This window comes from Alicyclobacillus herbarius DSM 13609, assembly GCF_000430585.1.
Lineage (GTDB): Bacteria > Bacillota > Bacilli > Alicyclobacillales > Alicyclobacillaceae > Alicyclobacillus_G > Alicyclobacillus_G herbarius.
Window position 1 is genome coordinate 72,628 of the sequence record NZ_AUMH01000012.1, and the last position, 23,663, is coordinate 96,290.

Below are 23,663 nucleotides of genomic sequence, written 5' to 3' on the forward strand. Positions count from 1 at the left end.
GGATTACTTCGCCTCCCCAGAGAACTCAGCCTTCTGCCGTACGAGCGACTCGGGCAGGGTTTCAAACATGCTTTCGATTAAGCCGGGGATGGTCATCTTCGGATACGAGTCCGCCTTCTTCAAGGCATCGTTCAGAGCATCCTTGGCTTCCTCAATGGACCGATTTTCGTCTTCCTCAGACCACAAGCCCTTCGATTCAAGGTAGTTGCGGAAACGGATAAGCGGGTCTTTGCGCTCCCATTCCGATTCCAGTTCCTTTGTGCGATAACGGGTCGGGTTGTCGCCCGACATCGTGTGCGGGCCGTAACGGAACGTCAACGCTTCAATCAGGGTCGGTCCATCGCCTTCACGCGCACGGTCAATCGCGTCTTTCGCGGCTGCATACACCGCCAACACGTCCATACCGTCCACTTGTACGCCGGGGATGCCGGCTGCCACAGCCTTTTGCGCCAGGGTCTCCGCCGCGCTCTGCAAACGAACCGGTGTCGAGATGGCGAATTGGTTGTTTTGAACGATAAAGACAGCCGGGACATGAAAGGCGCCGGCGAAGTTGATGCCTTCGTAGAAGTCACCTTGCGAGGTGCCTCCGTCGCCGGTATAGGTCACGGCGACCCGCTTTTCTCCGCGCAGTTTGAAGGCCAGCGCCATGCCTGTGCACTGCACGTACTGGGCGCCAATAATGATCTGCGGTGGCAGGACATTCACGTCCTGCGGCACTTCGCCACCGTGCTGGTGACCACGCGAATAGAGAATCCACTGGTACAGCGGCCAACCGTGGAAGTGGGCCTGGGGCACATCACGATACCCGGGCAGGATAAAGTCTTCCTTCTGTGTGGCGAACTCGCTGCCAATCATGGATGCTTCCTGGCCGGCCACCGGGGCGTAGAAGCCCAAACGGCCTTGACGCGTCAAGCGGATTGCGCGCTGATCGACAATGCGCGTAAAGACCATGCGCCGCATCAATTCCCGCAGCTGGTCGTCCTGCAAGTTCGGCATGAGGTCTTGGTTGACCACTTTGCCGTTTTCATCGAGCACTTGCAAATACGGAATCTTATCCGCTGCAGTCGACGTGCTCATTCCGTTCACCTCGTTTTATAATTTTCCTCGTGTGGTTTACAATAGGCCATCAGAAGAACAGGCCAGACATTAATACAGAACCCGTAATCGATTATAATACACATTCTTTCAATGTGCGAATCCAGACAAAAATAACGGGATCAACTGTTATATAATAATTCCACGTCGTTTATATAACAGGAATCGAATTCGGGTCACCACCCAAACGGAGGAGGGGCCAGCATGAGCCAGTCCGCATCCAGTCAACGTGTGATTGAGAGTCACGAGATCTACAGTTCCCATCTTTGCGAAGATCGAACCATTAAGGTCTGTCTTCCCCCCGGGTACTCGCGGGAAGAGGCCTATCCGGTGTTGTTCTGCCACGATGGGAACGAGTTTATAACCCACGGCCGCATCGCCACCATTGCCTGCGAACGCATGACCAGTGGCGAATTATCGCCATTGGTGATTGTCTGTATGGCGATGAACAAACGGCTGCGCAGCGCTGATTACGACATTTCAGGCGACCGGCATGAGGCATACAGCCGTTTTGTTCTAGAAGAGTGCATTCCGTACATCGAGGAAGAGTACGCCATCGCGCCAGACAAGGGAAAGTGGTTTATGGCTGGGATCTCCCTGGGGGCGGCCGCCTCGCTGTCGATTCATCTGCAGCGGCCGGACGTCTTTTCGCAGCTGTTGTTGTTCTCGGGCGCTTTTTATCCGCCCCTGCAAGCGAAAGTGGCGGAGACTCATGATTTATCCAAGTTGGCCGGGTACATGCTGGTCGGACGTCAGGAGACGGCGGTGGAGACGAAAGAGCACGGCACCCTGAATTTCTACGAGTTTAATAGGCAGATGCACACGCTCCTGACCGAGCGAGGCGCTGTCATGAATTATCACGAGGCGGATGGGACGCACATCTGGGGGTTCTGGCAGAAGCACCTGCCCGAGGCTTTGGCGTGGCTCGAACAGCGCTTGCACGGGGCAGCTCCCGTATAGGCTATTGCCGTTGGGACACCTCGCGCGCGCCGCGCATATAGTAGAGGTAACCCAGCCGTGCCCGGTTCCTGAGCATCATATTCAAAATCTTCTTACCTTGGATAGGCAGCGGGCATGTGGTCAAGGGTGGCGGGAATATAGTCTGATAAGTAAGGCACGTATCTTCAGGCTGTGGGACACATGTTGCGGGAAGGTCTCAAAACTTCTAAGCGGCGAACTGCGAGGGCTCGGGCCCGAACAAAAGGGGGATGACGTCATGAGCTTTCTCTCTCGTCTCAATGCGTATCGGGCCGAAGAAGAGGCATTGCGCTGGGAAGGAACCTTTCTCGACTACCTGGATATTGTCCGCCGAAACCCCGACGTGGCGAAAACGGCCCACAATCGGATTTACGATATGATTGCGGATGCCGGCATTGAGACCGATGCAGACGGACGCCGGCACTACCGGTTTTTTGAACGTGAGCTGTTCGGTCTAGATGCCACGATTGAGCGGTTGGTCGAGGAGTACTTTCACGCCGCGGCGCGCAGGCTCGAGGTGCGCAAGCGCATTTTGCTCCTGATGGGACCGGTCAGTGGTGGAAAGTCGACGATTGTAGCGATGCTCAAGCGCGGGTTGGAACGGTACAGTCGCACGCCACAGGGTGCATTATATGGCATTAAAGGTTGTCCGATGCACGAGGAGCCTCTGCATCTCATCCCAGAGCCCCTGCGTCCCGAGTTTGAACAAGAATACGGGGTTCGCATCGAAGGGAACCTGTGTCCGGCTTGTCAACTGCGCCTGGAGTTGGACTTTGGCGGCGATATTGAAAAGGTACCTGTGGAACGGGTTATCTTGTCAGAAACGAAACGCGTCGGGATTGGCACGTTCAGTCCGTCCGATCCGAAGTCCCAAGACATTGCCGATTTAACCGGGAGTATTGACTTTTCGACCATTACGGAGTACGGATCGGAATCCGATCCGCGCGCGTACCGGTTTGACGGGGAACTGAATAAGGCCAACCGGGGTCTGATGGAATTTCAAGAGATGCTCAAGTGCGACGAAAAGTTTCTCTGGCACCTCTTGAGCTTGACGCAGGAGGGGAATTTCAAGGCGGGACGGTTTGCGCTCATATCCGCTGACGAGATGATTGTCGCGCATACCAATGAGGCGGAGTACAAGGCGTTCATCGCGAACAAGAAAAACGAGGCCTTGCAATCGCGCATGATTGTCATGCCGATTCCCTACAACCTGCGCGTGGACGATGAGATCAAGATTTACGAGAAGCTGGTCAAGCAAAGCGATTTGAAAGACATTCACATCGCTCCACACGCGCTGCGTACGGCCGCCATCTTCTCGATTCTGACGCGTCTGCGCGAGTCGAAGAAGCAAGGGGTCGACCTGTTAAAGAAGATGTACGTCTACAATGGGCAGGTGGTCGAGGGTCTAAAAGACGCTGACATCAAAGAGTTGAAGGAAGAGTTTCCGGACGAAGGGATGTTTGGGCTCGATCCGCGCTATATCATCAACCGGATCTCAACGGCCCTGGTCCGTCAGGACACGACCTGTATCAATGCCCTGGACGTACTCCGCGCCATCAAGGACGGGCTGGATCAACACGCGTCGATTTCCAAGGAAGATAAGCAGCGTCTGCTCAACTTTATCGCCACCGCCCGGAAAGAGTACGACGAGATGGCGAAGACCGAGGTGCAAAAGGCGTTCGTCTATTCCTTTGAGGAATCGGCCAAGACGTTGCTGGAAAACTACCTGGACAACGTAGAAGCGTATTGCAGCTGGCAAAAGATTAAGGATCCGCTCACCGGCGAGGAGATGGATCCGGACGAGAAGCTGATGCGTTCGATTGAGGAGCAGATTGGCATCTCAGAGAACGCCAAGCGCAGCTTCCGCGAGGAGATTCTCATCCGCATCTCGACGTACGCGCGGCGCGGGAAAAAGTTTGACTACCGCTCGCACGAACGGCTGCGCGAGGCGATTGAAAAGAAGTTGTTTGCCGACTTGAAGGACATTGTGAAAATCACGACGTCGACCAAGACGCCGGATGAATCGCAGTTGAAGAAGATCAACGAGGTTATTGCTCGGCTTATTGACGAACACGGCTACTGCGCGGTATGCGCGAACGAACTGCTTCGTTACACGGGCAGCCTGCTCAATCGCTGACCACAACAAGGACCTACGAAGAGAGGAGGGGAGCGCGATGGCGGCCACCCAGTTTACACTCAGCAAAGAGGACTGGTCCCTGCACCGCAAGGGGCATCAGGACCAGGAGCGGCATCGGGAAAAGGTCAAGCAGGCCATAAGGGAGAATCTGGCGGACCTAATCAGCGACGAAGGCATCATTATGAGCGACGGGCGGCAGATTGTCCGGATTCCAATCCGTTCCCTGGAGGAATATCGATTCCGCTACAATTTCAACAAAAGCAAGCAGGCAGGGACGGGGAAAGGCGACTCTCAGGTCGGGGACGTGATTGCATCCGACGGGCCGCCGCAGCCGGGTCAGGGACAAGGGGCCGGCAACCAACCTGGAGTGGACTACGTGGAGGCGGACGTGGCGCTTGAAGACATCGAGGCGGAGTTGTTTGCCGAGTTGACCCTGCCCAACCTCAAACCCAAGTCTCCGGACGACATGGTTACCCATGACATCGATTTTCGGGACGTGCGCAAGACGGGGCTATCAAACAACATCGACAAGAAACGGACCCTGCTCGAGTCCATCCGCCGCAGTCAGCGCGAATCCGCCCAACAAGGCAGCATGAACTTGCGCATCCTGCCGGATGATTTACGCTACAAGACCTGGGAGGATGTGGAGGAACCCGATTCGAAGGCGGTCGTTCTGGCGATGATGGATACGTCGGGAAGCATGGGGTTGTTTGAAAAGTACTGTGCACGCACCTTCTTCTTCTGGATGACACGGTTTTTGCGGACCAAGTACGACACGGTGCAGATTCGCTACATCGCCCATCACACCGAGGCGCGCGAGGTGAGTGAGGAGCACTTTTTCACCCGCGGCGAGAGCGGCGGCACCATCTGTTCGTCCGCCTACGAGTTCGCCCTGGCGATGATTGAGAAAGAGTATCCGTCAGAGCGCTACAACATCTATCCGATTCACTTCTCAGACGGCGATAACTTGACGTCTGACAACGAACGGTGTGTGCGGTTGGTCAACCAATTGTGCGAACTGTCCCAAATGTTTGGTTACGCAGAAGTCAACCAATACGGCCGATCCTCGACCTTGATGAACGCCTTTGGGAAGGTTAGCCACCCGTATTTCCGAACCGTCGTGATTCGGGAAAAGGCGGGTATCTATCAAGCCTTGAAGGCTTTCTTCAGCTCCCGCGACGAGACCGTGAAGCCAGCTTAAGGCGAGGGGGTGCGGGATACGATGAACGACGCGGAGCTTAAGGAGCTTGAACAATCGATAGAAAAAATCATGCGGATTGCGGACGGGTTTGGCCTCGACTATTTTCCGATGCGCTACGAGGTGTGCCCGTCCGATATTATCTATACGTTCGGTGCGTACGGAATGCCCACTCGCTTCAGCCATTGGAGTTTTGGAAAGGCATTCCATAAAATGAAATTAGAGTACGATTTTGGGCTCAGTCGCATTTACGAGCTGGTCATCAACTCCAATCCGTCGTATGCGTTCTTGTTGGACGGGAACACCCTGTTGCAAAACAAGACCGTCTGCGCACACGTATTGGGACACTCGGACTTTTTCAAAAACAACATCGCCTTTGCCAACACGTCGCGCGATATGGTGGAGCGAATGGCGGCGAACGCGGAGCGGGTGCGCCAGTACGAGCTGGAGTACGGGCGGCAACGGGTGGAGCAGGTGCTGGACGCCGGCATCGCGCTGCAACAGCACATCGACCCTTCGCACAACGCCGACAAGGTGCGGCGCGAACGCCTGCGGCGGATGCGCGAGGAAAAGCGGCACAAGGCGCGGCGACAAACGGGACCGTATGACGACTTGTGGCAACTCGACGAAGAAGACCCGGTCAGCCGGGCGGATGCCAAAGCGGGACAAGGCAACGGCAACAAAACGGGGCGGACAGGGTGGAGATCCGGTCAGATGCTGGTTCCGGAACGCGACCTGATGTTGTTTCTTATCGAGTACAGCCGCGTCCTTGAGGAATGGGAGCGTGACATTCTGTCCTTGCTTCGGGAGGAAATGCTCTACTTTTGGCCGCAGTTGGAGACGAAAATCATGAACGAAGGTTGGGCTACCTATTGGCACCTGCGCATCATGCGCGAGATGGATCTGACCGACGCGGAAGCCGTTGACTTTGCGCAGATGCATGCCGGCGTCGTGCTACCCTCGCGGACCACGATTAATCCGTATCACCTCGGTTTGGCGATTTGGGAGGACATCGAGAAGCGGTGGAACGAACCGACGCAGGAGGAACGGGAGCGGTTTGGGCGCGAGCCCGGCCAAGGCAGGGCAAAGATGTTCGAGGTGCGAGAGACGGAGACAGACGTTTCCTTTCTGCGCAACTATCTCACCAAAGAACTGGTTGAGGAGCTCGACTTATATCTCTACCAAAAGGTCGGCAATGAATGGAAGATTGTGGAGATCGATTGGGAAAAGGTACGCGACCACATCTGCGCTTCCCGCGTCAACGGCGGGATTCCGGTGATTTGGGTGGAAGACGGAGACTATAACAACAACGGCGAACTGTATCTGAAGCACGGGTATGAAGGCGTGGAACTGGACCTCAAGCATGTCGAAAAGACACTCCCGTACGTACACCAGTTGTGGGGGCGCACATGCCATCTAGAGACGGTGGTGGATGAGCGGGCCATTCTGTTTAGCTGTGACGGATCGCGAGTGCAGAGGAAGTTTTTATAACGTCAGAAGCAACCACGCTGCGACCATGAATAGAGAAAATGTTTTGGGCGCCGCGATACAGGCGCCATTTTCATGTTATACTGCACACAAAAATAGGAATGGAAGGCAGGGTGTGAATTGCGGATAAAGTCTAGAGTTTCGTTGGTGGTTATGGCAGCGGTGTTGGGCATTATCGGACTGCTGGTTCAGGTGGGGTTGGGTAACGGGAGCAGCGTTGTGACTGTGGTCGCATGGATTATTAACATTCTGCTGTTGGTGTTGCTGTTTCTGGCTGGGCGCACCGCGAAGCAGCAGGGCTGGCGACCGGTTTGGACCGGAGCCTTGACGGGGGCGGTGTATGGGGTGTTTCGTGGGCTGAGCGGATTTTTCACGCATGTTACTGCGGAACAGCTCCAAAAGAGCACCCACGGGCAGCTTTCCCAGGATGCGATTGACAAGGCCGTGGCGTTGGCCAACTCCACGACGACCCACTTCATTTCGCTCATCACCATGATCGTCGTCTGGGGGATTGTCGGACTGATTGTCGCCATAATTGGCGGGACGACGGTCAAGAAGCCCGTGGATTCGGAATAAATCGGTCAAACGTGGAAGACATACGTCATCAACGTGCCGAAGAACCTTCACCTTCCCTACATCCCCGAATAAGCCATGGACTGTACTATCAGCCATGGACTTCATCCCATCCGGTTATTTCCGTCAGGCTTCAGATGGCTAAGGACACCGAGTGAAAAGCTGGCACACCGAAGTGGGTGTGCCAGCATGGGAGGGTTTCATCTTTGCGTGCGGCCGTGGACTCCGCGCGACTGCGCGACAACGCGACTAATTCGTGCCTTGCACGTCGCGGCGCGTGAAAACAATCCACGAGACCAAGTGAAAAAGAATGAAATAGACGGCCAGCACGACGATGGAAAAGCCCAGGGTCATGCCTTTGACCACGGGGGTTCCGTCCATATATTGCGTGAGATCCGTGTTCGCGAACAGGATGAATTTCACCCAGGTGTGGCTGCTCAAAAATTGGACAAGGGTGCTGCCGACAAACAGCAGCAACAGAGAGATGGCAATCGCCAGGGCGCTACTGCGGAGCAAGACCGAGATCATAAAGGAAATGGTTACAATCATCAATAGATTGATGCATTTGAGTCCGTACATCGCAAGGACGTGCGCGTACATGGGCATTTGCTCGATATCCCCGGCGTGATTGGCGTATAAGTACGGTGTGGAGAGGCCGTCAAACCCGAACGTGATACCGCCGACAATCCAAGCGGCCAACGCCAGTTCGACAATCAAGGCGAGTGCAAACAGGAGGCTGGCCACGTATTTGGAAATGAGGATTTTGCCCCGCCGCATGGGCCGAATTAACAGCAGTTTAATCGTTCCGGACGAGAATTCGCTGGCGATGATGTCCGCAGCGACGACGGCCGCAAACAGGGTCACGAGCACCAACAGACTGGCCGCGTTGTTGGTGAAGTTCCAAGCGGAGTTTTGTGCAGGCGGAATGTTATGGTCCAATCGGTACTGGTTTTCTTTCAATTGCGTGGTTAACTGAGTCTTGGCGCTGCTTGGCAGTTTATCTCCGGAGTGGTCCAGGCTCTGCTGAATCTCCTGGTTTTGCTGCTGAAGCTCCTGTCGCCAATGGGTACCGTGAGTGTTTTCGGAATGTGTCGCCTTGTGGGTCAAGAAAGCCATGGCAATGACTGCCAAGAGAACGAGGGCGGCAAAGATCCAGGTGCGTGCACGGCGGTAGATCTTGAAGTTTTCATTTCGAATCAGCTGCAGCACGATACCCACCTCCTGTCACTTCGAGGAATTGGTCCTCCAGGCTCTTTGTGCGCGTTTGGATGGCATATACGGAGACGCCCTGCTCGACAAGCAGACGGTTGAGTTTCGGAATGGTTTCGCGCTCGGCGGACAGGCGCAGGGACTGACCGATGGTTTCGACGTCGCGATGACCAGCCTGCTTCAGTACCTGTCGCGCCACATCTGGAGCGTCAACTTCAAACTCGACCACCTGAGCTTCGGGGTGCGTGGATTCCCGTACGGTCTGTACCTGGACGAGGCGTCCGTTTTGGATGATGGCGACCCGGTCGCACATCAATTCCATTTCTGTAAGCAGGTGGCTGGAGACGATGACAGCGACACCGTGGTTTTCCGCCAGTTCCCGCAGATGGTCACGCAGCTCGCGGATACCGGCCGGATCAAGCCCGTTGGTGGGTTCGTCAAGGATGAGCACGGACGGTTTGTGCAGTAGAGCCTGCGCCAATCCGAGGCGCTGGCGCATGCCGAGCGAATACGTTTTGACTTTGTTGTGTATCGCAGATTCGAGACCGACAAAGCGTACGACCTCGTCAATGCGCGCCTTATCCACTTCCGGGTACATCCGGGCATACAAACGAAGGTTGTCGTAGCCGGAGAGAAACTTGTACATCTCTGGGTTTTCCACAATGGCGCCGACGTGGCGGATTGCTGCTTCGAACTCCGTGCGGATGTCGCGGCCTTGAATACGCACATGCCCGCGCGTAATGGAGATGAGTCCGACCATCATCCGGATCGTCGTGGTCTTACCTGCACCGTTGGGGCCTAACAGGCCGAATACTTCTCCCGGTTGAATTTCCAGGGAAAGATTGTCGACCACGGTTTTTCGGCCGATGGTTTTGGTTAGTCCTTGGATTTCAACTGCCGACGGCAAGTCCTCAACCTCCTTGTGTCCAGCATTGGACACTGGATTTCCGCTCCATGATATCATATTTTTTCAGAAAGTAGCGGGAATATGATAGAAACTTCTTTGACGCTTTCGGATCGAGTTGGTCACAAAATCATCGTCTGTGAAGTGTGTTTTCGTTCGTGAAATATCGCCGTTTCGGTTATGCTATCTTATATAGTAGGTGAGATTCGTGTGTTTCTGGGGAGGTGTCCCATCACGACTGGAAAGGCTGCGTCCACAGACGAGGGCGGGAACACCCAAGCGCGTGTAGATGGGACCAGGTGCTCGGAAGGGTGGACAAACCACATAGACCGTGAGGTGAACGGGCAGCCGCCACAGCGCAACGCAGCATCAAGTGCCCATGCGCGGGGGAAGCAGCGCATCGTAGGTGTACGGGAGATTGTGGCCACGGCTTTTCTTTTTCTGGCTGGGATAGCCTGCGTCGTGGCGTTTTTCCATTACGACCAATCCGATAGGTTGTCGCGGTTGATTATCGCGGCCGGGCCGTTGGCGAGCGTCATCGGTATCATCCTGATGACCATTTTTTGCATCATCCCTGTCCCGTCCGAGTTTCTCATTATCATTCTAATGAAGATTTTTGGCCCTTGGCTCGGCAGTTTGTATAGTTGGACGGGATCGATGTTAGGTGCGATGACCACGTTTTGGTTGGCTCGGCGCTACGGGGGGAAGATGCTGCGGAGGTTCATCACGGAGGAGCGGTTTCAACAGGTCAATCAATGGATAGGCCGCGGGGGACCGCTTGGACTGCTGTTGGCCCGCATCGTGCCGCTGCCGTTTATCGTCGTCAACTACACAGCCGGCGTCATGAAGTCGGTTCGTACGTGGGATTATTTCTGGACGTCGGCGGTCGGTGGCATACCATACTATGTCGGTGCGGCGTTGGTGTTTTTGGGGGTGTCCAAGCGCCGCTACATGGTTTGGCTCATCATCGGCGGACTCGTCATCGTGTTGATCTGGATTGGCGGTTATTTCCTGAACCGTCACGTGCGCAAACTGAAGCGTTGGGCCCACTGACACTACCTCGGTGTTTGTGGGCCCAACTTCGAGAGACAGTTCGACTGGGACTACGCTGCTTTCCCGTCTTCTTTCGTCACTTCCAGTGCGGTCTGTGCCAATTGGCGGCCGAGTCGGATGCTGGGACGTTCCACAAACCGGTACATGACGTACGCGGACAGGATGGAGACGGGCGGCACCAAGAGAATAATCCAGTGCTTAGGCAGCCATCCGTCGAGACCATACACTAGACCTGCCAAGACGACCGGGTGAATCAGGTATAAGCTGAAGGAGATGTGGCCCAGCCAAAGGAACGGTCCCTTACCCAGCCACGTCTTCATCCGAGTGCTGCCAAGGGAGAGCGCGATGATGAGGGCAGCGGCGACGGCAATGATGATGTCGATGCCAGGGCGTCGTTGGTCAAAGAAGCTATGGATGGCCGGGAACCAGTCCGCATTGTAAAGGAGTAAGGCTAAGACGAGCAGGACCACTTTGGTGCTGCGAGAGAAGCGCTCCATGATGGCGCGAATGGTCAAACGGTGTTTGGCTAGCAACACGCCCAAGGCGAAAAAGCCGACGTAGTACAGTGTGGCTCCGAGTCGGTACGGAAACGCGTTGTACCACGCACTCATCGACAGGACCAAACCTGCGGCGCACGGGACGGACACTTGGGTCGGAATCCTGCGCAGCAGTACGACGAGGACGGGAAAAATCAAGGATATGCGAAGTTCGTGGACGAGCGACCACGAGCTGACGTCCAGGTTATGCGTGTCCTGACCGGTCATCAGAATGTATTGGGCAACGACGCTTGGCGTGACTGCATGATTCCAGATCCCCTGAAACCAGCTGCTCATGTGCTCCTCCTGGCCATGCACCGGGCCGTCGGCAAAGACGCAGGTGAGGAGTCCCGCCGAAAGGAGAACCACCACCATGTAGGGAATGTAAAGCCGACATATGCGTTTCATAAGATAGCCAGCGTACGGAAGGGATTTGTTGTTCAGGAATGGCAGGGCCAACACGAAGCCACTGAGCACAAAGAAGAAAATGACCGCTTCATGGCCAGCCCAGGCGAGGTGCAAGGGCGTAAAGGTGAGCGCATCCACCCATGGTTTCCCGGGATCTCGATATCCGTTGGCTTGGTTAAAAGCCGGAAGGCTGATGAGGCAGTGCTCAAACACCACCGTGAGGGCAGCCAACCCACGCAACGCGTCCAGCACGGCAATTCGCTTCAACCATATCCCTCCAAAATCGCCCCCCTGTCTGCGGCGTCCGACCTAATGTGTATGGCACGCCGTTTCTCTGTGTGCTTTTCATGCTACAAGACGCAGCTGTAGGGCTCAACCCGAATAAACCTTCGTCTATCTGCGAGGTCTGCAGTCAGCGGGTATGAATCGGGAAGACCTCCTATACACAACAAAATCCGAGGTAATGTATCGGTTTTTCACTCTTGGCCGGGTTTCCTGGATTCCTGGATGCCCCAGTGAAGACTTGAAACTGGAAAGTGGGCCAAGAATGTCGTGACGAACATTGTAATGTTCGATGAATTACGAAGTGATAAAATAGAATTGCAAGAGGTACCGCTTGGGATGGAGGGAGACGGATGAACGAAATTGGTTGGAAGGTTGGAGGAAAGCAAGGGGAGGGCATTGACAGCACCGGTGAGATCTATGCGCTGGCCATGCACAGGCTGGGCTACTTTGTGTTCACGTATCGTCACTTTATGTCGCTCATTAAGGGTGGGCATACCAACTATAAAATCCGTGTGGCGGATGAAAAGGTGCGTCATCATGGGGACGAGACCCACATCTTAATTGCCTTTGACCAGGTCACGATTGATTACAACGGGTCCGAATTAGCGGATGGGGCAATTGTTGTGTACGACGAATCGTCCTTTCAGGCAAAACCTCCATCGTCGGCAAACGTGCACCTCTGCGGGGTGCCGTTGACGGGCATCGCGCGCGACGCCGGCAGCCCGATTATGAAGAATATGGTGGCCATCGGTGTAACCGCAGCCATCAATGGTCTTCATCCAGACGAGTTTGTGCCCATTGTCGAGGATAAATTCGGGAAAAAGGGAACTTCGGTCGTGAACAACAATATGGAGGCTCTGCGGCGTGGACATGCGTATTATCAACAGAATTTTGCGGTACAGTTCCCAGTGCCGCCCAAGCCGGTTCACCAAGGTCCGGATCATTTATATGCTTCTGGTAATCAAGCAACGGCTTTTGGCGCTCTGGCGGGAGGATGTCGGTTGTTGGCTGCCTATCCCATCACGCCGGCGACGGAGATTATGTACTGGGTGCTGAAGTATTTTCCCAAGTACGGTGGGGTCGTCCTGCAGGCGGAGGACGAGATTGCGGCCATCAACATGGCCATTGGCGCCAACTTTGCCGGTGCCCGTGCGATGACGTCGACCTCGGGTCCCGGATTTTCGCTGATGATGGAAGCCCTGGGCTTGTCCGGGATGTCGGAGACGCCGGTAGTCATCGTCGACGTACAGCGCAGTGGTCCTTCCACTGGGTTGCCGACGAAGACCGAGCAGAGCGACTTGAATGAGGCCCTCTTTGGCACGCATGGCGAAATCCCGCGCATTGTGCTCACCCCGCGTACCGTGGAGGAGTGTTTTTGGTTCACCGCCGACGCGTTTAACCTAGCAGACAAGTATCAATGCCCGGTAATTCTTCTCAGCGACTTGTACCTGGGAATGTCCTACCAATCGATATCCGGATTTCCACTTGAAAAGGTGCACATCGACCGCGGGAAACTGGTCCGAGTCGAAGACATCGCCAATTCCACTCCGTATCAATACCAACGGTATGACGCCTCGGTTCCGGACGGCATCTCTCCGCGCACCCTGCCGGGCACACGAAACGGGAGGTACACCGCTTTAGGCAATGAGCACAACGGGATTGGCATCGAGGTGGAGGACCTAGAGACCCGGGTCGCACAAATGAATAAACGGGCGCGCAAACTCACCGGCTTTCAGCATGAAAGCGGCGTCAGTGTAGACGGGGCGGCGACCGCTCCAGTAGCACTGATTGGCTTTGGCAGCACGTACGGGGTGCTCGAGGAGGCACGGATGCGGCTTCAGGCGGAAGGACTGGATGTGAAGCACATTCACTTTTCCCGGGTGGCTCCGTTCCCGCTGGCAGAGTTCCAGACCGCGATGCGCGGGGTTCGTCGCGCTTTGGTTGTGGAACTGAATTCGACCGGTCAGTTGGCGCAGCTGATTCGACAGCAGGCCGGCTACCATGACAAGCTGGCCTCCTGCTTGAAATACAATGGCGATCCGATTCTACAAAAGGAAATTTTGGCCCAAGCGAATGAAGTGTTCGCGACGGAGGTGCTGCACGGATGACCACGCTCAAGGATTTTAAGACGGAAAAGGCAACCTGGTGCCCGGGGTGCGGCGATTTTGGGGTGTTGAACGCGTTGCAGAAGGCGGCGGTCAACCTGGGGATTCACCCGGACGATATCGTGGTCGTCTCTGGTATCGGCTGTTCCGGCAAAATCTCGCAGCACTTTGGTGGGTACGGGTTTCATTCACTGCACGGACGGTCTCTGCCCGTCGCGCAAGCGGTGAAGCTGGCGAACAAGGACCTGACCGTGATTGCCGCTGGCGGCGATGGTGACGGATTCGGGATTGGCATGGGTCACTTTATTCACGCCATGCGGCGGAATATCGATATCACTTACGTGGTGATGGATAATCACATTTACGGGTTGACCACCGGTCAGGCATCCCCGACCAGCGATCCTGGATTTCAGACGAAGACCTCACCCGATGGTACGGTCGAGATGCCGATTCATCCGATTCAACTGGCTCTGGCGCAAGGGTGCGGATTTGTGGCGCAAGGATTCTCCGGGAACATCAAACACTTGACCGAACTGATAGAAAAGGCCATCTGGCACAAAGGATTCTCGTTCGTCAACGTGTTCAGTCCGTGCGTAACCTTTAACAAAGTCAACACGTACGATTTCTACAAGCAACACTTGATCAACCTGGATGAAGAGGAAGGATACGATCCGCACGACCGGGAGCAGGCGTTTGCGCGCGTGGCTGGAAAAGAACAGGCCGTCATCGGCTTAATCTACGAAGATGTGTCCCGCCCGGCGTATGAAGACGCAGTCCACGGGTTTCCGGACGAGGCCATCGCGAAGCGGGATTGTGCACTCTCTGTGGAACAGCTCGCGGAATTGGCTGCCACTTTTCGGTGAAGGCCTTTCGGCGAAGGTCCCGATCTCTGAAACCGAGTGCCATCTGAAACATCATGCCATCGCGTGAGACTGGCCCATGCAGCGAGCCACCCCGCGGGGCCGTTGTTGAAGCTCCGCGGGGTGGCTTGTTCCACCGCAAATCATTGCATCTTCGGGGACACCCGGCTCTTTCCGCTGCGAATTTCGGCGGCCAGGTGGTTCACTTGGTCGATGGTTGGCGATATTGCTGCCGTAGAAGGTGGTATTCGAACAACCACTCGAGAGCTTCCAGGTGCCGCTTCGCGTCCTGTGGGGTATCCCCCCAGGCATAGATGCCATGGTTGCGGACCAGCACGCCCGGCACGTCCGGTCGAGCCTCTGACGCAACAGCTTCGCCCAGTCGGTCGAGATCGGCGTAATTTCCGACAATCGGGACTTCAATCGCGGCATCTTCCTCCCAATGGCCAAGTGCTTTGAGCAACTCATATCCGGCCAACCGCACGAATCCAGTCGAAAAATACAGGTCAGAGGCGAGGTTGTTGTACAACGTGTGCACGTGCAGCACCGCGCCGCAGCGGAAGCGGCGATACAGCTGGGTGTGAACCGCCGTCTCTGCGGACGGTTTTTGTTCGGTCCGTTCGAGCACGCAGTTGTCCGCGCCGACCAAGATCACGCCCTCTTCGCGCAGGTGCTGTTTGTCCCAGCCACTCGCCGTGATGGCGATAACGAGCGGATCGTCCGCAATTTTTATCGACAGGTTGCCGCTCGTGGCCGGTAGCCAACCGCGCCCGGCCAATTCGGCGGCGAGCTGGCAGACGGTTTGACGGGCTTGCTGTACGGCGGGTGATGCGGCATCTGCAGGTTGCGTCATCGCGGGCTTCCTCCTTCAATGCAGGGCGAGGCCTGTAGAAAATCGAGGATATCAAAGAACGTATGAAACGGGGCATGTTTCAGGTCTAGGCGCTGACAGGCAGCTAACAGTTTGTCCCGGGCGAATACAAAATCGGCCAATTGCGCCTGCTTCAGGTCGGTCACGCCGTCGCCGATGACGATGATGCGTTCACCGGGACGGCGGGTGCGACGGATGACGGTAGGCTTGCACAGTCCGCACCCGCCCGTGCACGCCTCGTCGCACGGCACGCTCCAAACGACGCGTAGAAACTCGTCCGAATCGTCCAAACGGTTGCAGTACACCGCGATTGAGTCTCGAAACGGCGCCACGACGGGGTGCACAAAAAAGTCGAAACCACCGCTGACCACGGTCAGACGCCAGCCCTGCCGTTGGACAAATTCGACAAACGCCGGAAAGCCGGGGCGTACGCGCGTCGCTTGGCGGGCAAACGTCTCGAGCTCCGGCATGCGGCTGGACGGGATCTGGCCAAACATCGCCTCGACGCCGCGCCTAACCGACCATTCACCCGCATTCACTTTGTCCACGATGGCTTGTCCGGTCTGTGGCAGAAATTCCTGGACGATGGCGCCAATCATGTCGCGCTCGGCGATGGTGCCGTCAAAGTCGCAGTAGAATGCGAGCGGTTCTCTCATGCACGAGACCCCCACTTATCCAGGGCCAGTCGCAACGGTTCGCTGGTCTTTGCATGTTCCGTGAGCGGGGTGCCGTTTGAGACGGCTTCAGCCGCAGCGAGAAAGGCGCGCCCACCCCCAGTGGCACCCTGCGGGTGACCGTGAATCGCGCCGCCGGCGTTGAGAATCACGTCGAGCCCAAAATCTCGGACAATGTCGGGTACCAATCCGGGATGAACGCCGGCCGACGGAGCCGGGAAGACAGGGCGCAAGCCGTTCTCCTCGCGCAGCGCGCGCACCAGACGCTGGGCCTCAGGGACGGGCAGTTTGACCGATCCGTACGGCGACGGGAAAATGGCGATGTCCGCTCCCGCTAGGCGCATGAGTTGTCCGAGCACGATGTCGGCGGCGATGCCGTGGTGCGGCGCCGCGTACAGCGCGCCTGAGACGGCCGGGTGTGCCAGGATGGGCACGGGAATTTCCGCATCGGCGGCAAGGTGCTGCAGGACATCGTATCCGAACGCGACCACGTTCAACAGCAAGGCGCTGGCACCCAGGTCCACCAGCCGCCGGGCGCGATCGCGCAAATCAAAGACGGGCCCGGTCAAGTTGACCGCATACAGGACGGGGTGCCCGAGTTTGTCGGCGACCGCATCCGCGACCGCGCGGTAGCGCTCCACGCGCTGTTCGGGCGTGGCGAGGGATTCGCTGAAGAAAATCTCATCGTCCTTAATCAGGTCGACCCCACCTTCCGCCTGTTCCGTAAAGTGGGCCGTCAATTCATCGAGGGTCTGGCCAAGACAGGATTTAAAGATGCTCATGACGAGCGGACGGTGTTTCACACCCAGCCGCTCGCGAATGCCCTGTACGCCAAGTTTCGGGCCAGGAAACAGCTGCATGTACGTCTCGGGCAGCTGCAGAGCCGTCAAGCGGATAACCCCGTCCATGGACAGCTTCCCAAATACTGTGGTCAGCAGGGCGGCAATACTGGGCGTCAGATTTTGTACTGGATAGCCGATGGTGATGCGTGCCCGCACTCGGTCGGAGGCGAGCTCTTCCAGGACCTCAATCCCCTGAACGACCCCGCAGTAGGGCCGCATCGACACCTGTTTCGCCGCGGGCACGTCGGTCCACGACCCGACCGTCAAGCCGACGGCAATGCCTTCTGCCCGTTTTTCCAGGGCGTTCGCTTTATCTTCGAGTTCATACGTGGCCAGAACGTAACGGGAGGCATCAATCGCCATCATCTTCAATCTCCCTTCTGGTGTTTCACTTTATAGAGGGGGGAAAAGCCTGTCAACTCAATTTCCGGCGGTTCAAGGAATCTAGGCATGGACTTTTGTCATGGTCTGCCCTATGATGGGGGCATACGTAAAGGCTTAATAGCGGGGCCATCGGGAGGTTTGTGCAAATGGCGACCATTCGCGTGCGCAATACAGGGGAAACGATTTCAGGCGAGGCCGAGGTGCGCCAGTTCCTGGAATCCAACCAGGTCTATTATGACCACTGGCAGGCGGACAAACTGCCTGCGTCACTGCGGGGGAAGTTTCAGTTGACGGCATCTGAGCAGGAAGCGGTGTTGACCGCCTTCCAGCCGGATATTGAACACTTGGCCAATACCCGGGGCTACGTGAAATGGGATGTCATCTCCCTGTCGGAGTCGACCCCGAACCTGGAGGAGCTGCTGAAAAAATTCGAACAGGTGCACACCCATACTGAAGATGAGGTACGGGCCATCGTCGCCGGCAGTGGGGTCTTCGTCATTAAAGGTCAAGGGAATACGGGTTACTTCGACGTGGAGCTTGAGGCCGGAGATGTCATTTCCGTCCCCGAAAACAATCCCCACTTTTTCACCTTGACAGACGAGCGCAGGGTTGTTGCGATTCGACTGTTTATCGATCCGTCGGGCTGGGTCGCTCATCCGTATGAGGATCCCGAATTCCAATCCGCGTAAGGGATATGGACTGAAAAGGAACGGCCGCCCTGGTGGCGGCCGTTTACGAACCGAATCTATGCTCGGCGACCCGTTCTGCCTCCCGGATGGACGCGACCATCTCAGGCTGATGTGTTATGAATTACGCAAACCCTCGCAGGTCTGGCAATAACGTCATCAACGTGAGTAGGGCGAGAAAAATCGTGATGAAGACCAAGTCCCGCTTTTGTTCCGGTGTGCGTTCATCTTTATGATACGGACCGCGTTTCCATTTGTGCGCCGGCAGATGCACGACGCGGCCGAACTCTTCTGGAGTCGCGGATTCGGACTCAGCGAAGCTTGACTTGCGAACCGTATCTTGACTCTCCTCGGGCAGCATAATCATTCCTCCTTGGAATTTAAAAGGAAACGGAGCAGTCTACTCAGGTTGCGCAAAGTCTGAATCATCCGTCTATATTGAGTATATGACTATAGACACAGAAATGCCACACTTTTGCTGAAAAATCGCCACATAGTTGAGGGGAAGGTGTGAAGAAAGTCACAACCCTGCAGTCACGATTCTGCAGAGATTGTGAAATATAAGGAGTAATGGCTTGCGCAGCCAGGGTTAAATTCGGCCGAACAGTTTGGGCAGCGGCTAGAGCTATTGAGGTATTCGTGAATCGTCAGCTCGTAGCCGCAAGCCCCGCAGAGGATGGCCTTTTCGTCGAATCGGTCCCGTGGCCAAACCTGAGCAGGATGGTCGGCCAGGGCATCATGGCACTGATGGCAGGGGTAATAGGTCTGACAGCAGAAGAACTTAATCGCGATGATATCCCGCTGCGTTCTGTAATGGGCGCATCGGGTCTGGTCATCCATGTCGCATCCATAGACCGGGATGCCATGCAGATGAGTCACCGGTTTCCCTCCTGGACCGCGTTTTTACCCGCTGTTTCCAATCCCTCTTATTTGATGGCACCTTTGGTGACGTTGTTGACAATCCAACGCTGAAATATCAGGTAAATAATGATCATGGGTAGCAGCGCCAGCAGGTACGATGCAAACGCCAGGTCATAGTTGGTGCTGTACTGCGACTGAAAGGCGTACTGCACTAAAGGCAGCGTGTACTGGTTCGGATCGGACAGCATCACTAGCGGCAGCATGAAATCATTCCATGCCCAGAGTCCGGTTAAGATGGCCACGGTGGCGTTCATCGGGCCGAGCAAGGGAAACACAATTTGCCAAAAAATCCGCCAGCGGCTGGCGCCATCCACCAAGGCTGCCTCTTCCAGTTCGAGCGGTATGGATTTCAGGTAACCGATATAGACAAAGACGTTGAACGAGATGCCGTAGACGATATAGAGAATAATGAGTCCCACTCGATTTGCCAAGCCAATGTGGCTCATCTGATGGACAAGCGGCAGCATCAGAATGGGAAATGGGACAAACATCGCGGCGAAAAAGTAATAGTAGATGCCTTTGAACAGGCGGTTGTTCATGTTCCGAGCGATGGCATAAGCCACCATGGAGTTGCTCAACACGGTCAGTACCACGGCAAAGAAGGTGATTAATAAACTGTTGCCAAAGGTATGCCAATAGTGCGTAATGGCCATGGCGTTACGGAAGTTTTCCCAATGGATGTGCGTCGGAATCCCGAGCACCGATTTCGCAAGCTCTTGTGGCGATTTCACAGCGACAACGACGGCCATGTAAAGCGGAAAAAGGATAAACAGGGCACCGATGGTCAAAAAGATCATGGCTGGCCAATTGCTGCGCGTCCTCATAGTTGCACCTCCCGTCCCTGCATCAGACGGACTTGCGCGAGGGCGACGATAACGAGGACAATCAGAAAGATCACTGCGTTGGCGGATTGGTACGATAGTTCACCGCCGCCGAGACCATTGGTATAAATGACAAACGATACAGACTGCGTGGCCGTGCCAGGGCCGCCGTTCGTCATACCGACAACCTGGTCGAATACCTGCAGGTAGTTCTTTGCCGCCAACACCAAATTAATGGTCAAAAACGGAGCAATGAGCGGCAGCGTAATTCTCCAAAACGTCGTCCATGAGGAAGCGCCGTCAATGCTCGATGCTTCGTATACCTCCTCGGGGATGGTCTGCAGACCGGCCAGGTAGAGCAGGGTATTGAAGGCCGCCCCTTGCCAGACCGAAACAATCACGATTCCTACCCACGCCCAACCGGTGCCCAACAGGTTTTGCGATAGGGCAGTCAGGTGCAACTGGGTGGCCACGTTCGGAATGACGTGGGAAAACAGGTAGTTGAAGATGAACGAGACAATCAGCGTGCTCAGGACGTAAGGCATAAAGAAGATGGCCTTAAACGTACGCGATAGATGAATTCTCGCATTGAGCGCAAGAGCAATCGCCAGGCTCAACACGTTAACCAAAATTGTGGTCACAAAGGCGAACAAGAACGTGAACCCATACGCGTGTAGTACCTGGTGGTCATGGAACAAGTCCACGTAGTTTTTCAGGCCAATGAAGTGATATGGGCCAAAGCCGTTCCAGTTGGTGAAGCTGAGAAAGATCCCATGCAGAGCTGGCCAAGTATGAAAGTAAAAAAACAATACCAAAGCCGGCAAGGTCATCAGCAAATAGGTCCATGATCGGCGTATGGCGTTTAGCAACTGAACCACTTCCTCGCTAGGGTCTGAAGTGAAAGGGGGACCCTTTCACTTCAGACGGCAGGGTTTCACTGGTGAGATGCGCTTTGCTGATACAGGCTGTCCAGTTGTTGCAGCATCTGTTGAACCGATTGCTTTTTGGACAAGGCGCCTTGCAACACAGATTCGTACTGGTTGCCCGCTGCCATGGCCGGTGGGTAATAGTGGTCGTCAAAGTCGACAACTTTGCCCTGGTCGATGTACGGTTGCAGGGGTTTGAGGGCTGGGTCCGAGTTTTTCACTCCGACAACTGTCGAGAATAGGCCAGCCACATTGGCATACTCGGCGGCGTTTTTCTTCTCAAGCAGAAAGTCAATAAACTTCATCGCGGCCTGTTCTTTCGTCGAGTTGCCCGAATTGGTAATTGCCAACAACGAATCCACTCCGGACACCATCTTGGTCTGGCTGGGATCGTTCGTGGCCGGAACTACGAAGGTGCTAAGCTTGATATTCGGATTGGCCTGACGGATGACCGGGAGTGTCCAGATGCCCTGGGCGTAGAACACCGACTTCCCTTTAGCAAAGGCAACGTTGGCATCGTTATAATCGACTCCGAACTGGTTGGACTGGCCATATGATACGAATTCTTGCATCCGTTTAGCTGCTGTCACGTCACTCCTGCTGAAACTGGTTTTGCCTGCCTTCAGGTCCGGAAGGAAGTGGCTTCCTTCCGTATTAACAGCCAGGGCGTTCCAGATAGGAGCCGTAGTCCAGGCGTCTTTGAATCCGTTGTAAAAAGGTGTACCGCCTGCGGCCTTAATCTGTTTCGCCTCCGCCATCAGTTGGGTCCAGGTCGTCGGAACCTTGAGGTGGTACTTATTGAACAGGTCGACATTGTAAACAATGGGCACCGCATTGACTGTGTAGGGAAGGGCATACGGTGTATTTTTGCCGACTTCCTTTTCCAGCATCTTCACGTAAACAGGAGACACCTTGTTCAGTTCGGATGCATTGGAGAGATCCTTAAACACGTTGTTTTTCGCCATTTGAATGAAGGTCGCATCCGCCCCCATCGCTACGATATCCGGCATTTGTCCTTTGGCCAAATCGGCCTGCAGCGTGGTGTCTGTATTTGGTGGGTTAATCTGCTTAATTTTGATGTTTGGATTTTGTTTCTCGAATTCCTGAATTAGTTTATTCCACTCAGCGACGACTTCCGGTTTATTTTGCAGAAAGTTGAGGTTTACCGTTTTACTGGAACTTCCGCCTGAAGTGTTGTTAGTTCCCGTGCTGCTTCCACAGCCGGCCAAAGCAGCGGTTAGGACCAGGGCGCTTGAAGCAGCCATTGCAAACCCTTTCATCGAGGTTCCTCCTTACATTTCATGATTGGTTTGATGACGAATTCAGGCTGAACCGGATGGAATTGGAACGGAGTAGATGGCTTTGTTGCAGGATATTTCGTTACGTCATTGCACCGCTACCCCGTTATCCCCGGCCTCACCACCTTTCCGTCGAATCGATAGGATGATGATTTACGAGCGAATTGAATAATAGGTTTCATGATGAAGAGTTCATAACCATCTTGAGTAATGTTCCTCAAAGTTTGACCTACGGACATCATATTTTCCGTCATTTTGGACGTCGGAGTTTCCCAAAGCTTGTTCCACGACAGGTATCACGGACGGATTGTCCATCGTTGACCGTCCTCTAACTAGAGGAAAAAGCGAGCGTTCTCCTTTACGACGACATCCAATCGTGTGATGTACTCAGGTGTATCCGTACCTTCGTCCAGGGCGATCCGGTGGAACAACTTTTTCACCGTCAAGTAGCCCTGTGCCTGCGGGTCTTGGCAAATGACAGCCGTAATGGCGTCCGTCTGCATGTGCGTGTAAATCTCCGGGCTTAGGTCATGGCCAATCAGGATCGCCTTCGGGTTCACCTGTTGCTTGAGCTCTGCGATCCGCACCAACTCGGCACTGGACACATAGATGCCGTCGAGGTCACGCAAGTCATCCGCCAGCGCGGCAATCGTTCCGGTTGGATCGGAAAGTTCAAACTTTAGTGGACCCACCATACGCACGTCCGGGTACTCTGCAAGTGCCTCGCGAAATCCGAGGATCTTTTGATGCGATTGGAACGATGTCCACGAGTCGGTGATGACTGTCACTTGGCCCGTACGGCCAATGAATTTACACACGAGTTCTGCTGCCAGACGGCCCGCCCGAGTGTAGTTGCAGCCGACATAAAACAACCGTTTGCTCGCGGGCGCGTCGGTATTCAGTGTAACTACCGGAAATCCAGTATCAACATACTGGTCAATGACCTGGATAAACCGGTCGTCACTCGCTACCAGCGCCAATCCAGCAAAACGACCGCTATCCACTAAATCTCGGATTTTGGCAATTTGTTCCCCGGGGTTATTTTCAATTCGCACCACCTCAACGCAAAGACCGTAGTCGCGCAGTTCCTGATAGGCCTGCCAGACCCCCTTTTCAACCTGATCCCAGAAAAACGTAGGGTAGGTAAAGAGGACTACGCCGATATTCACATCGCGCTTGCGCGATAGCAGCCTGGCGGAACGGTTGACCTCGTAGTTCAACTCACGGCAGGCTTCCATGACCCGGCGGAATGTTTCCGGTTTCACGTGGCCGCGATTGTTGAGCACTCGGTCGACCGTCGAGAGGGATAGCCCTGTCTGTTCGGCAATCCGCTTTTTTGTCACCCTTGAATCGGCTTTCATTGTGCATAAGATCCTTTCATGTTGTAATCTTTATATAACGGATTGGAGAC

The 23,663-nt window shown here is 55.2% G+C and carries 22 protein-coding genes; 9 read left to right on the top strand and 13 right to left on the bottom strand.

Annotated elements, in window-relative coordinates:
• Positions 1–3: 3 nt before the first annotated feature.
• Positions 4–1,077: a pyruvate dehydrogenase (acetyl-transferring) E1 component subunit alpha gene (gene pdhA / locus H522_RS0109775; protein WP_035453366.1), complete on the bottom strand. Its 1,074-nt coding sequence runs from the start codon at positions 1,075–1,077 to the stop codon at positions 4–6.
• A 222-nt stretch (positions 1,078–1,299) separates the two neighbouring features.
• Here pdhA and H522_RS18700 point away from each other — a divergent pair, with 222 nt between their 5' ends.
• The 5 genes from H522_RS18700 (at position 1,300) to H522_RS0109800 (ending at position 7,472) form a co-directional block, all read left to right on the top strand.
• Positions 1,300–2,055, top strand: coding sequence for an alpha/beta hydrolase (locus H522_RS18700; protein ID WP_035453369.1), 756 nt, complete (start codon positions 1,300–1,302; stop codon positions 2,053–2,055).
• Between the two features lie 256 nt (positions 2,056–2,311).
• The gene (locus H522_RS0109785; RefSeq protein WP_026962174.1) at positions 2,312–4,210 is read left to right on the top strand and encodes a PrkA family serine protein kinase; all 1,899 of its coding nucleotides are present in this window, start codon (positions 2,312–2,314) and stop codon (positions 4,208–4,210) included.
• 37 nt (positions 4,211–4,247) lie between these two features.
• Positions 4,248–5,411 (top strand): sporulation protein YhbH, encoded by a 1,164-nt coding sequence (gene yhbH, locus H522_RS0109790; protein WP_026962175.1) that lies wholly within the window; start codon positions 4,248–4,250, stop codon positions 5,409–5,411.
• Positions 5,412–5,432: 21 nt separating this feature from the next.
• Positions 5,433–6,899: a SpoVR family protein gene (locus H522_RS0109795; protein ID WP_026962176.1), complete on the top strand. Its 1,467-nt coding sequence runs from the start codon at positions 5,433–5,435 to the stop codon at positions 6,897–6,899.
• A 150-nt stretch (positions 6,900–7,049) separates the two neighbouring features.
• A complete protein-coding gene (locus H522_RS0109800; RefSeq protein WP_026962177.1) occupies positions 7,050–7,472 on the top strand; it encodes a hypothetical protein in 423 nt (140 codons plus the stop codon).
• Between the two features lie 246 nt (positions 7,473–7,718).
• On the opposite strand, the gene H522_RS0109805 is transcribed toward H522_RS0109800, so the two are convergent.
• Both H522_RS0109805 and H522_RS0109810 read right to left on the bottom strand, forming a co-directional pair.
• A complete protein-coding gene (locus tag H522_RS0109805) occupies positions 7,719–8,678 on the bottom strand; it encodes an ABC transporter permease (RefSeq protein WP_051344131.1) in 960 nt (319 codons plus the stop codon).
• Entirely contained in the window at positions 8,656–9,585 is a 930-nt protein-coding gene (locus H522_RS0109810; RefSeq protein WP_026962179.1) for an ABC transporter ATP-binding protein, read from the bottom strand. The genes H522_RS0109805 and H522_RS0109810 overlap by 23 nt, the downstream gene beginning before the upstream one ends.
• Before the next feature lie 207 nt (positions 9,586–9,792).
• Here H522_RS0109810 and H522_RS18705 point away from each other — a divergent pair, with 207 nt between their 5' ends.
• Complete coding sequence (locus tag H522_RS18705; protein WP_051344132.1) at positions 9,793–10,635, top strand: TVP38/TMEM64 family protein; 843 nt, start codon at positions 9,793–9,795, stop codon at positions 10,633–10,635.
• A 50-nt stretch (positions 10,636–10,685) separates the two neighbouring features.
• Here the strand turns inward: H522_RS18705 and H522_RS0109820 are convergent, their stop codons facing one another.
• Entirely contained in the window at positions 10,686–11,846 is a 1,161-nt protein-coding gene (locus H522_RS0109820) for an acyltransferase family protein (RefSeq protein WP_026962180.1), read from the bottom strand.
• A 368-nt stretch (positions 11,847–12,214) separates the two neighbouring features.
• Here H522_RS0109820 and H522_RS0109825 point away from each other — a divergent pair, with 368 nt between their 5' ends.
• Both H522_RS0109825 and H522_RS0109830 read left to right on the top strand, forming a co-directional pair.
• Entirely contained in the window at positions 12,215–13,972 is a 1,758-nt protein-coding gene (locus H522_RS0109825) for a 2-oxoacid:acceptor oxidoreductase subunit alpha (protein WP_026962181.1), read from the top strand.
• The gene (locus tag H522_RS0109830; protein WP_026962182.1) at positions 13,969–14,832 is read left to right on the top strand and encodes a 2-oxoacid:ferredoxin oxidoreductase subunit beta; all 864 of its coding nucleotides are present in this window, start codon (positions 13,969–13,971) and stop codon (positions 14,830–14,832) included. The genes H522_RS0109825 and H522_RS0109830 overlap by 4 nt, the downstream gene beginning before the upstream one ends.
• Positions 14,833–15,031: 199 nt before the next feature.
• Here H522_RS0109830 and mtnB read toward each other — a convergent pair whose 3' ends face one another.
• From mtnB to H522_RS0109845, 3 genes are read right to left on the bottom strand one after another with little or no spacing between them, the layout of a single operon-like run.
• Positions 15,032–15,682: a methylthioribulose 1-phosphate dehydratase gene (gene mtnB / locus H522_RS18710; RefSeq protein WP_051344133.1), complete on the bottom strand. Its 651-nt coding sequence runs from the start codon at positions 15,680–15,682 to the stop codon at positions 15,032–15,034.
• The gene (locus H522_RS0109840; RefSeq protein ID WP_026962183.1) at positions 15,679–16,356 is read right to left on the bottom strand and encodes an MtnX-like HAD-IB family phosphatase; all 678 of its coding nucleotides are present in this window, start codon (positions 16,354–16,356) and stop codon (positions 15,679–15,681) included. Before H522_RS0109840 ends, mtnB begins: the two co-directional genes overlap by 4 nt.
• Entirely contained in the window at positions 16,353–17,579 is a 1,227-nt protein-coding gene (locus H522_RS0109845) for a 2,3-diketo-5-methylthiopentyl-1-phosphate enolase (protein WP_026962184.1), read from the bottom strand. Before H522_RS0109845 ends, H522_RS0109840 begins: the two co-directional genes overlap by 4 nt.
• Positions 17,580–17,746: 167 nt before the next feature.
• Between H522_RS0109845 and H522_RS0109850 the strand changes: the two genes are divergently transcribed.
• Complete coding sequence (locus H522_RS0109850) at positions 17,747–18,289, top strand: 1,2-dihydroxy-3-keto-5-methylthiopentene dioxygenase (protein ID WP_026962185.1); 543 nt, start codon at positions 17,747–17,749, stop codon at positions 18,287–18,289.
• A 121-nt stretch (positions 18,290–18,410) separates the two neighbouring features.
• Here H522_RS0109850 and H522_RS0109855 read toward each other — a convergent pair whose 3' ends face one another.
• The 6 genes from H522_RS0109855 to H522_RS0109880 all read right to left on the bottom strand — a co-directional run bounded on the left by H522_RS0109855 (position 18,411) and on the right by H522_RS0109880 (position 23,625).
• Positions 18,411–18,647 carry a hypothetical protein gene (locus H522_RS0109855; RefSeq protein ID WP_026962186.1) on the bottom strand — a complete coding sequence of 79 codons (237 nt, stop codon included), beginning with the start codon at positions 18,645–18,647 and terminating at the stop codon, positions 18,411–18,413.
• A gap of 173 nt (positions 18,648–18,820) precedes the next feature.
• Positions 18,821–19,126 (bottom strand): CHY zinc finger protein, encoded by a 306-nt coding sequence (locus tag H522_RS0109860; protein ID WP_051344143.1) that lies wholly within the window; start codon positions 19,124–19,126, stop codon positions 18,821–18,823.
• An 86-nt stretch (positions 19,127–19,212) separates the two neighbouring features.
• Positions 19,213–20,031: a carbohydrate ABC transporter permease gene (locus H522_RS0109865; RefSeq protein WP_026962188.1), complete on the bottom strand. Its 819-nt coding sequence runs from the start codon at positions 20,029–20,031 to the stop codon at positions 19,213–19,215.
• Positions 20,028–20,858 carry a carbohydrate ABC transporter permease gene (locus tag H522_RS0109870; RefSeq protein ID WP_035453425.1) on the bottom strand — a complete coding sequence of 277 codons (831 nt, stop codon included), beginning with the start codon at positions 20,856–20,858 and terminating at the stop codon, positions 20,028–20,030. The genes H522_RS0109865 and H522_RS0109870 overlap by 4 nt, the downstream gene beginning before the upstream one ends.
• A gap of 104 nt (positions 20,859–20,962) precedes the next feature.
• The gene (locus tag H522_RS18715; protein WP_051344134.1) at positions 20,963–22,234 is read right to left on the bottom strand and encodes an ABC transporter substrate-binding protein; all 1,272 of its coding nucleotides are present in this window, start codon (positions 22,232–22,234) and stop codon (positions 20,963–20,965) included.
• Positions 22,235–22,584: 350 nt separating this feature from the next.
• Positions 22,585–23,625 carry a LacI family DNA-binding transcriptional regulator gene (locus tag H522_RS0109880; protein WP_273365308.1) on the bottom strand — a complete coding sequence of 347 codons (1,041 nt, stop codon included), beginning with the start codon at positions 23,623–23,625 and terminating at the stop codon, positions 22,585–22,587.
• Between the last annotated feature and the right edge of the window lie 38 nt (positions 23,626–23,663).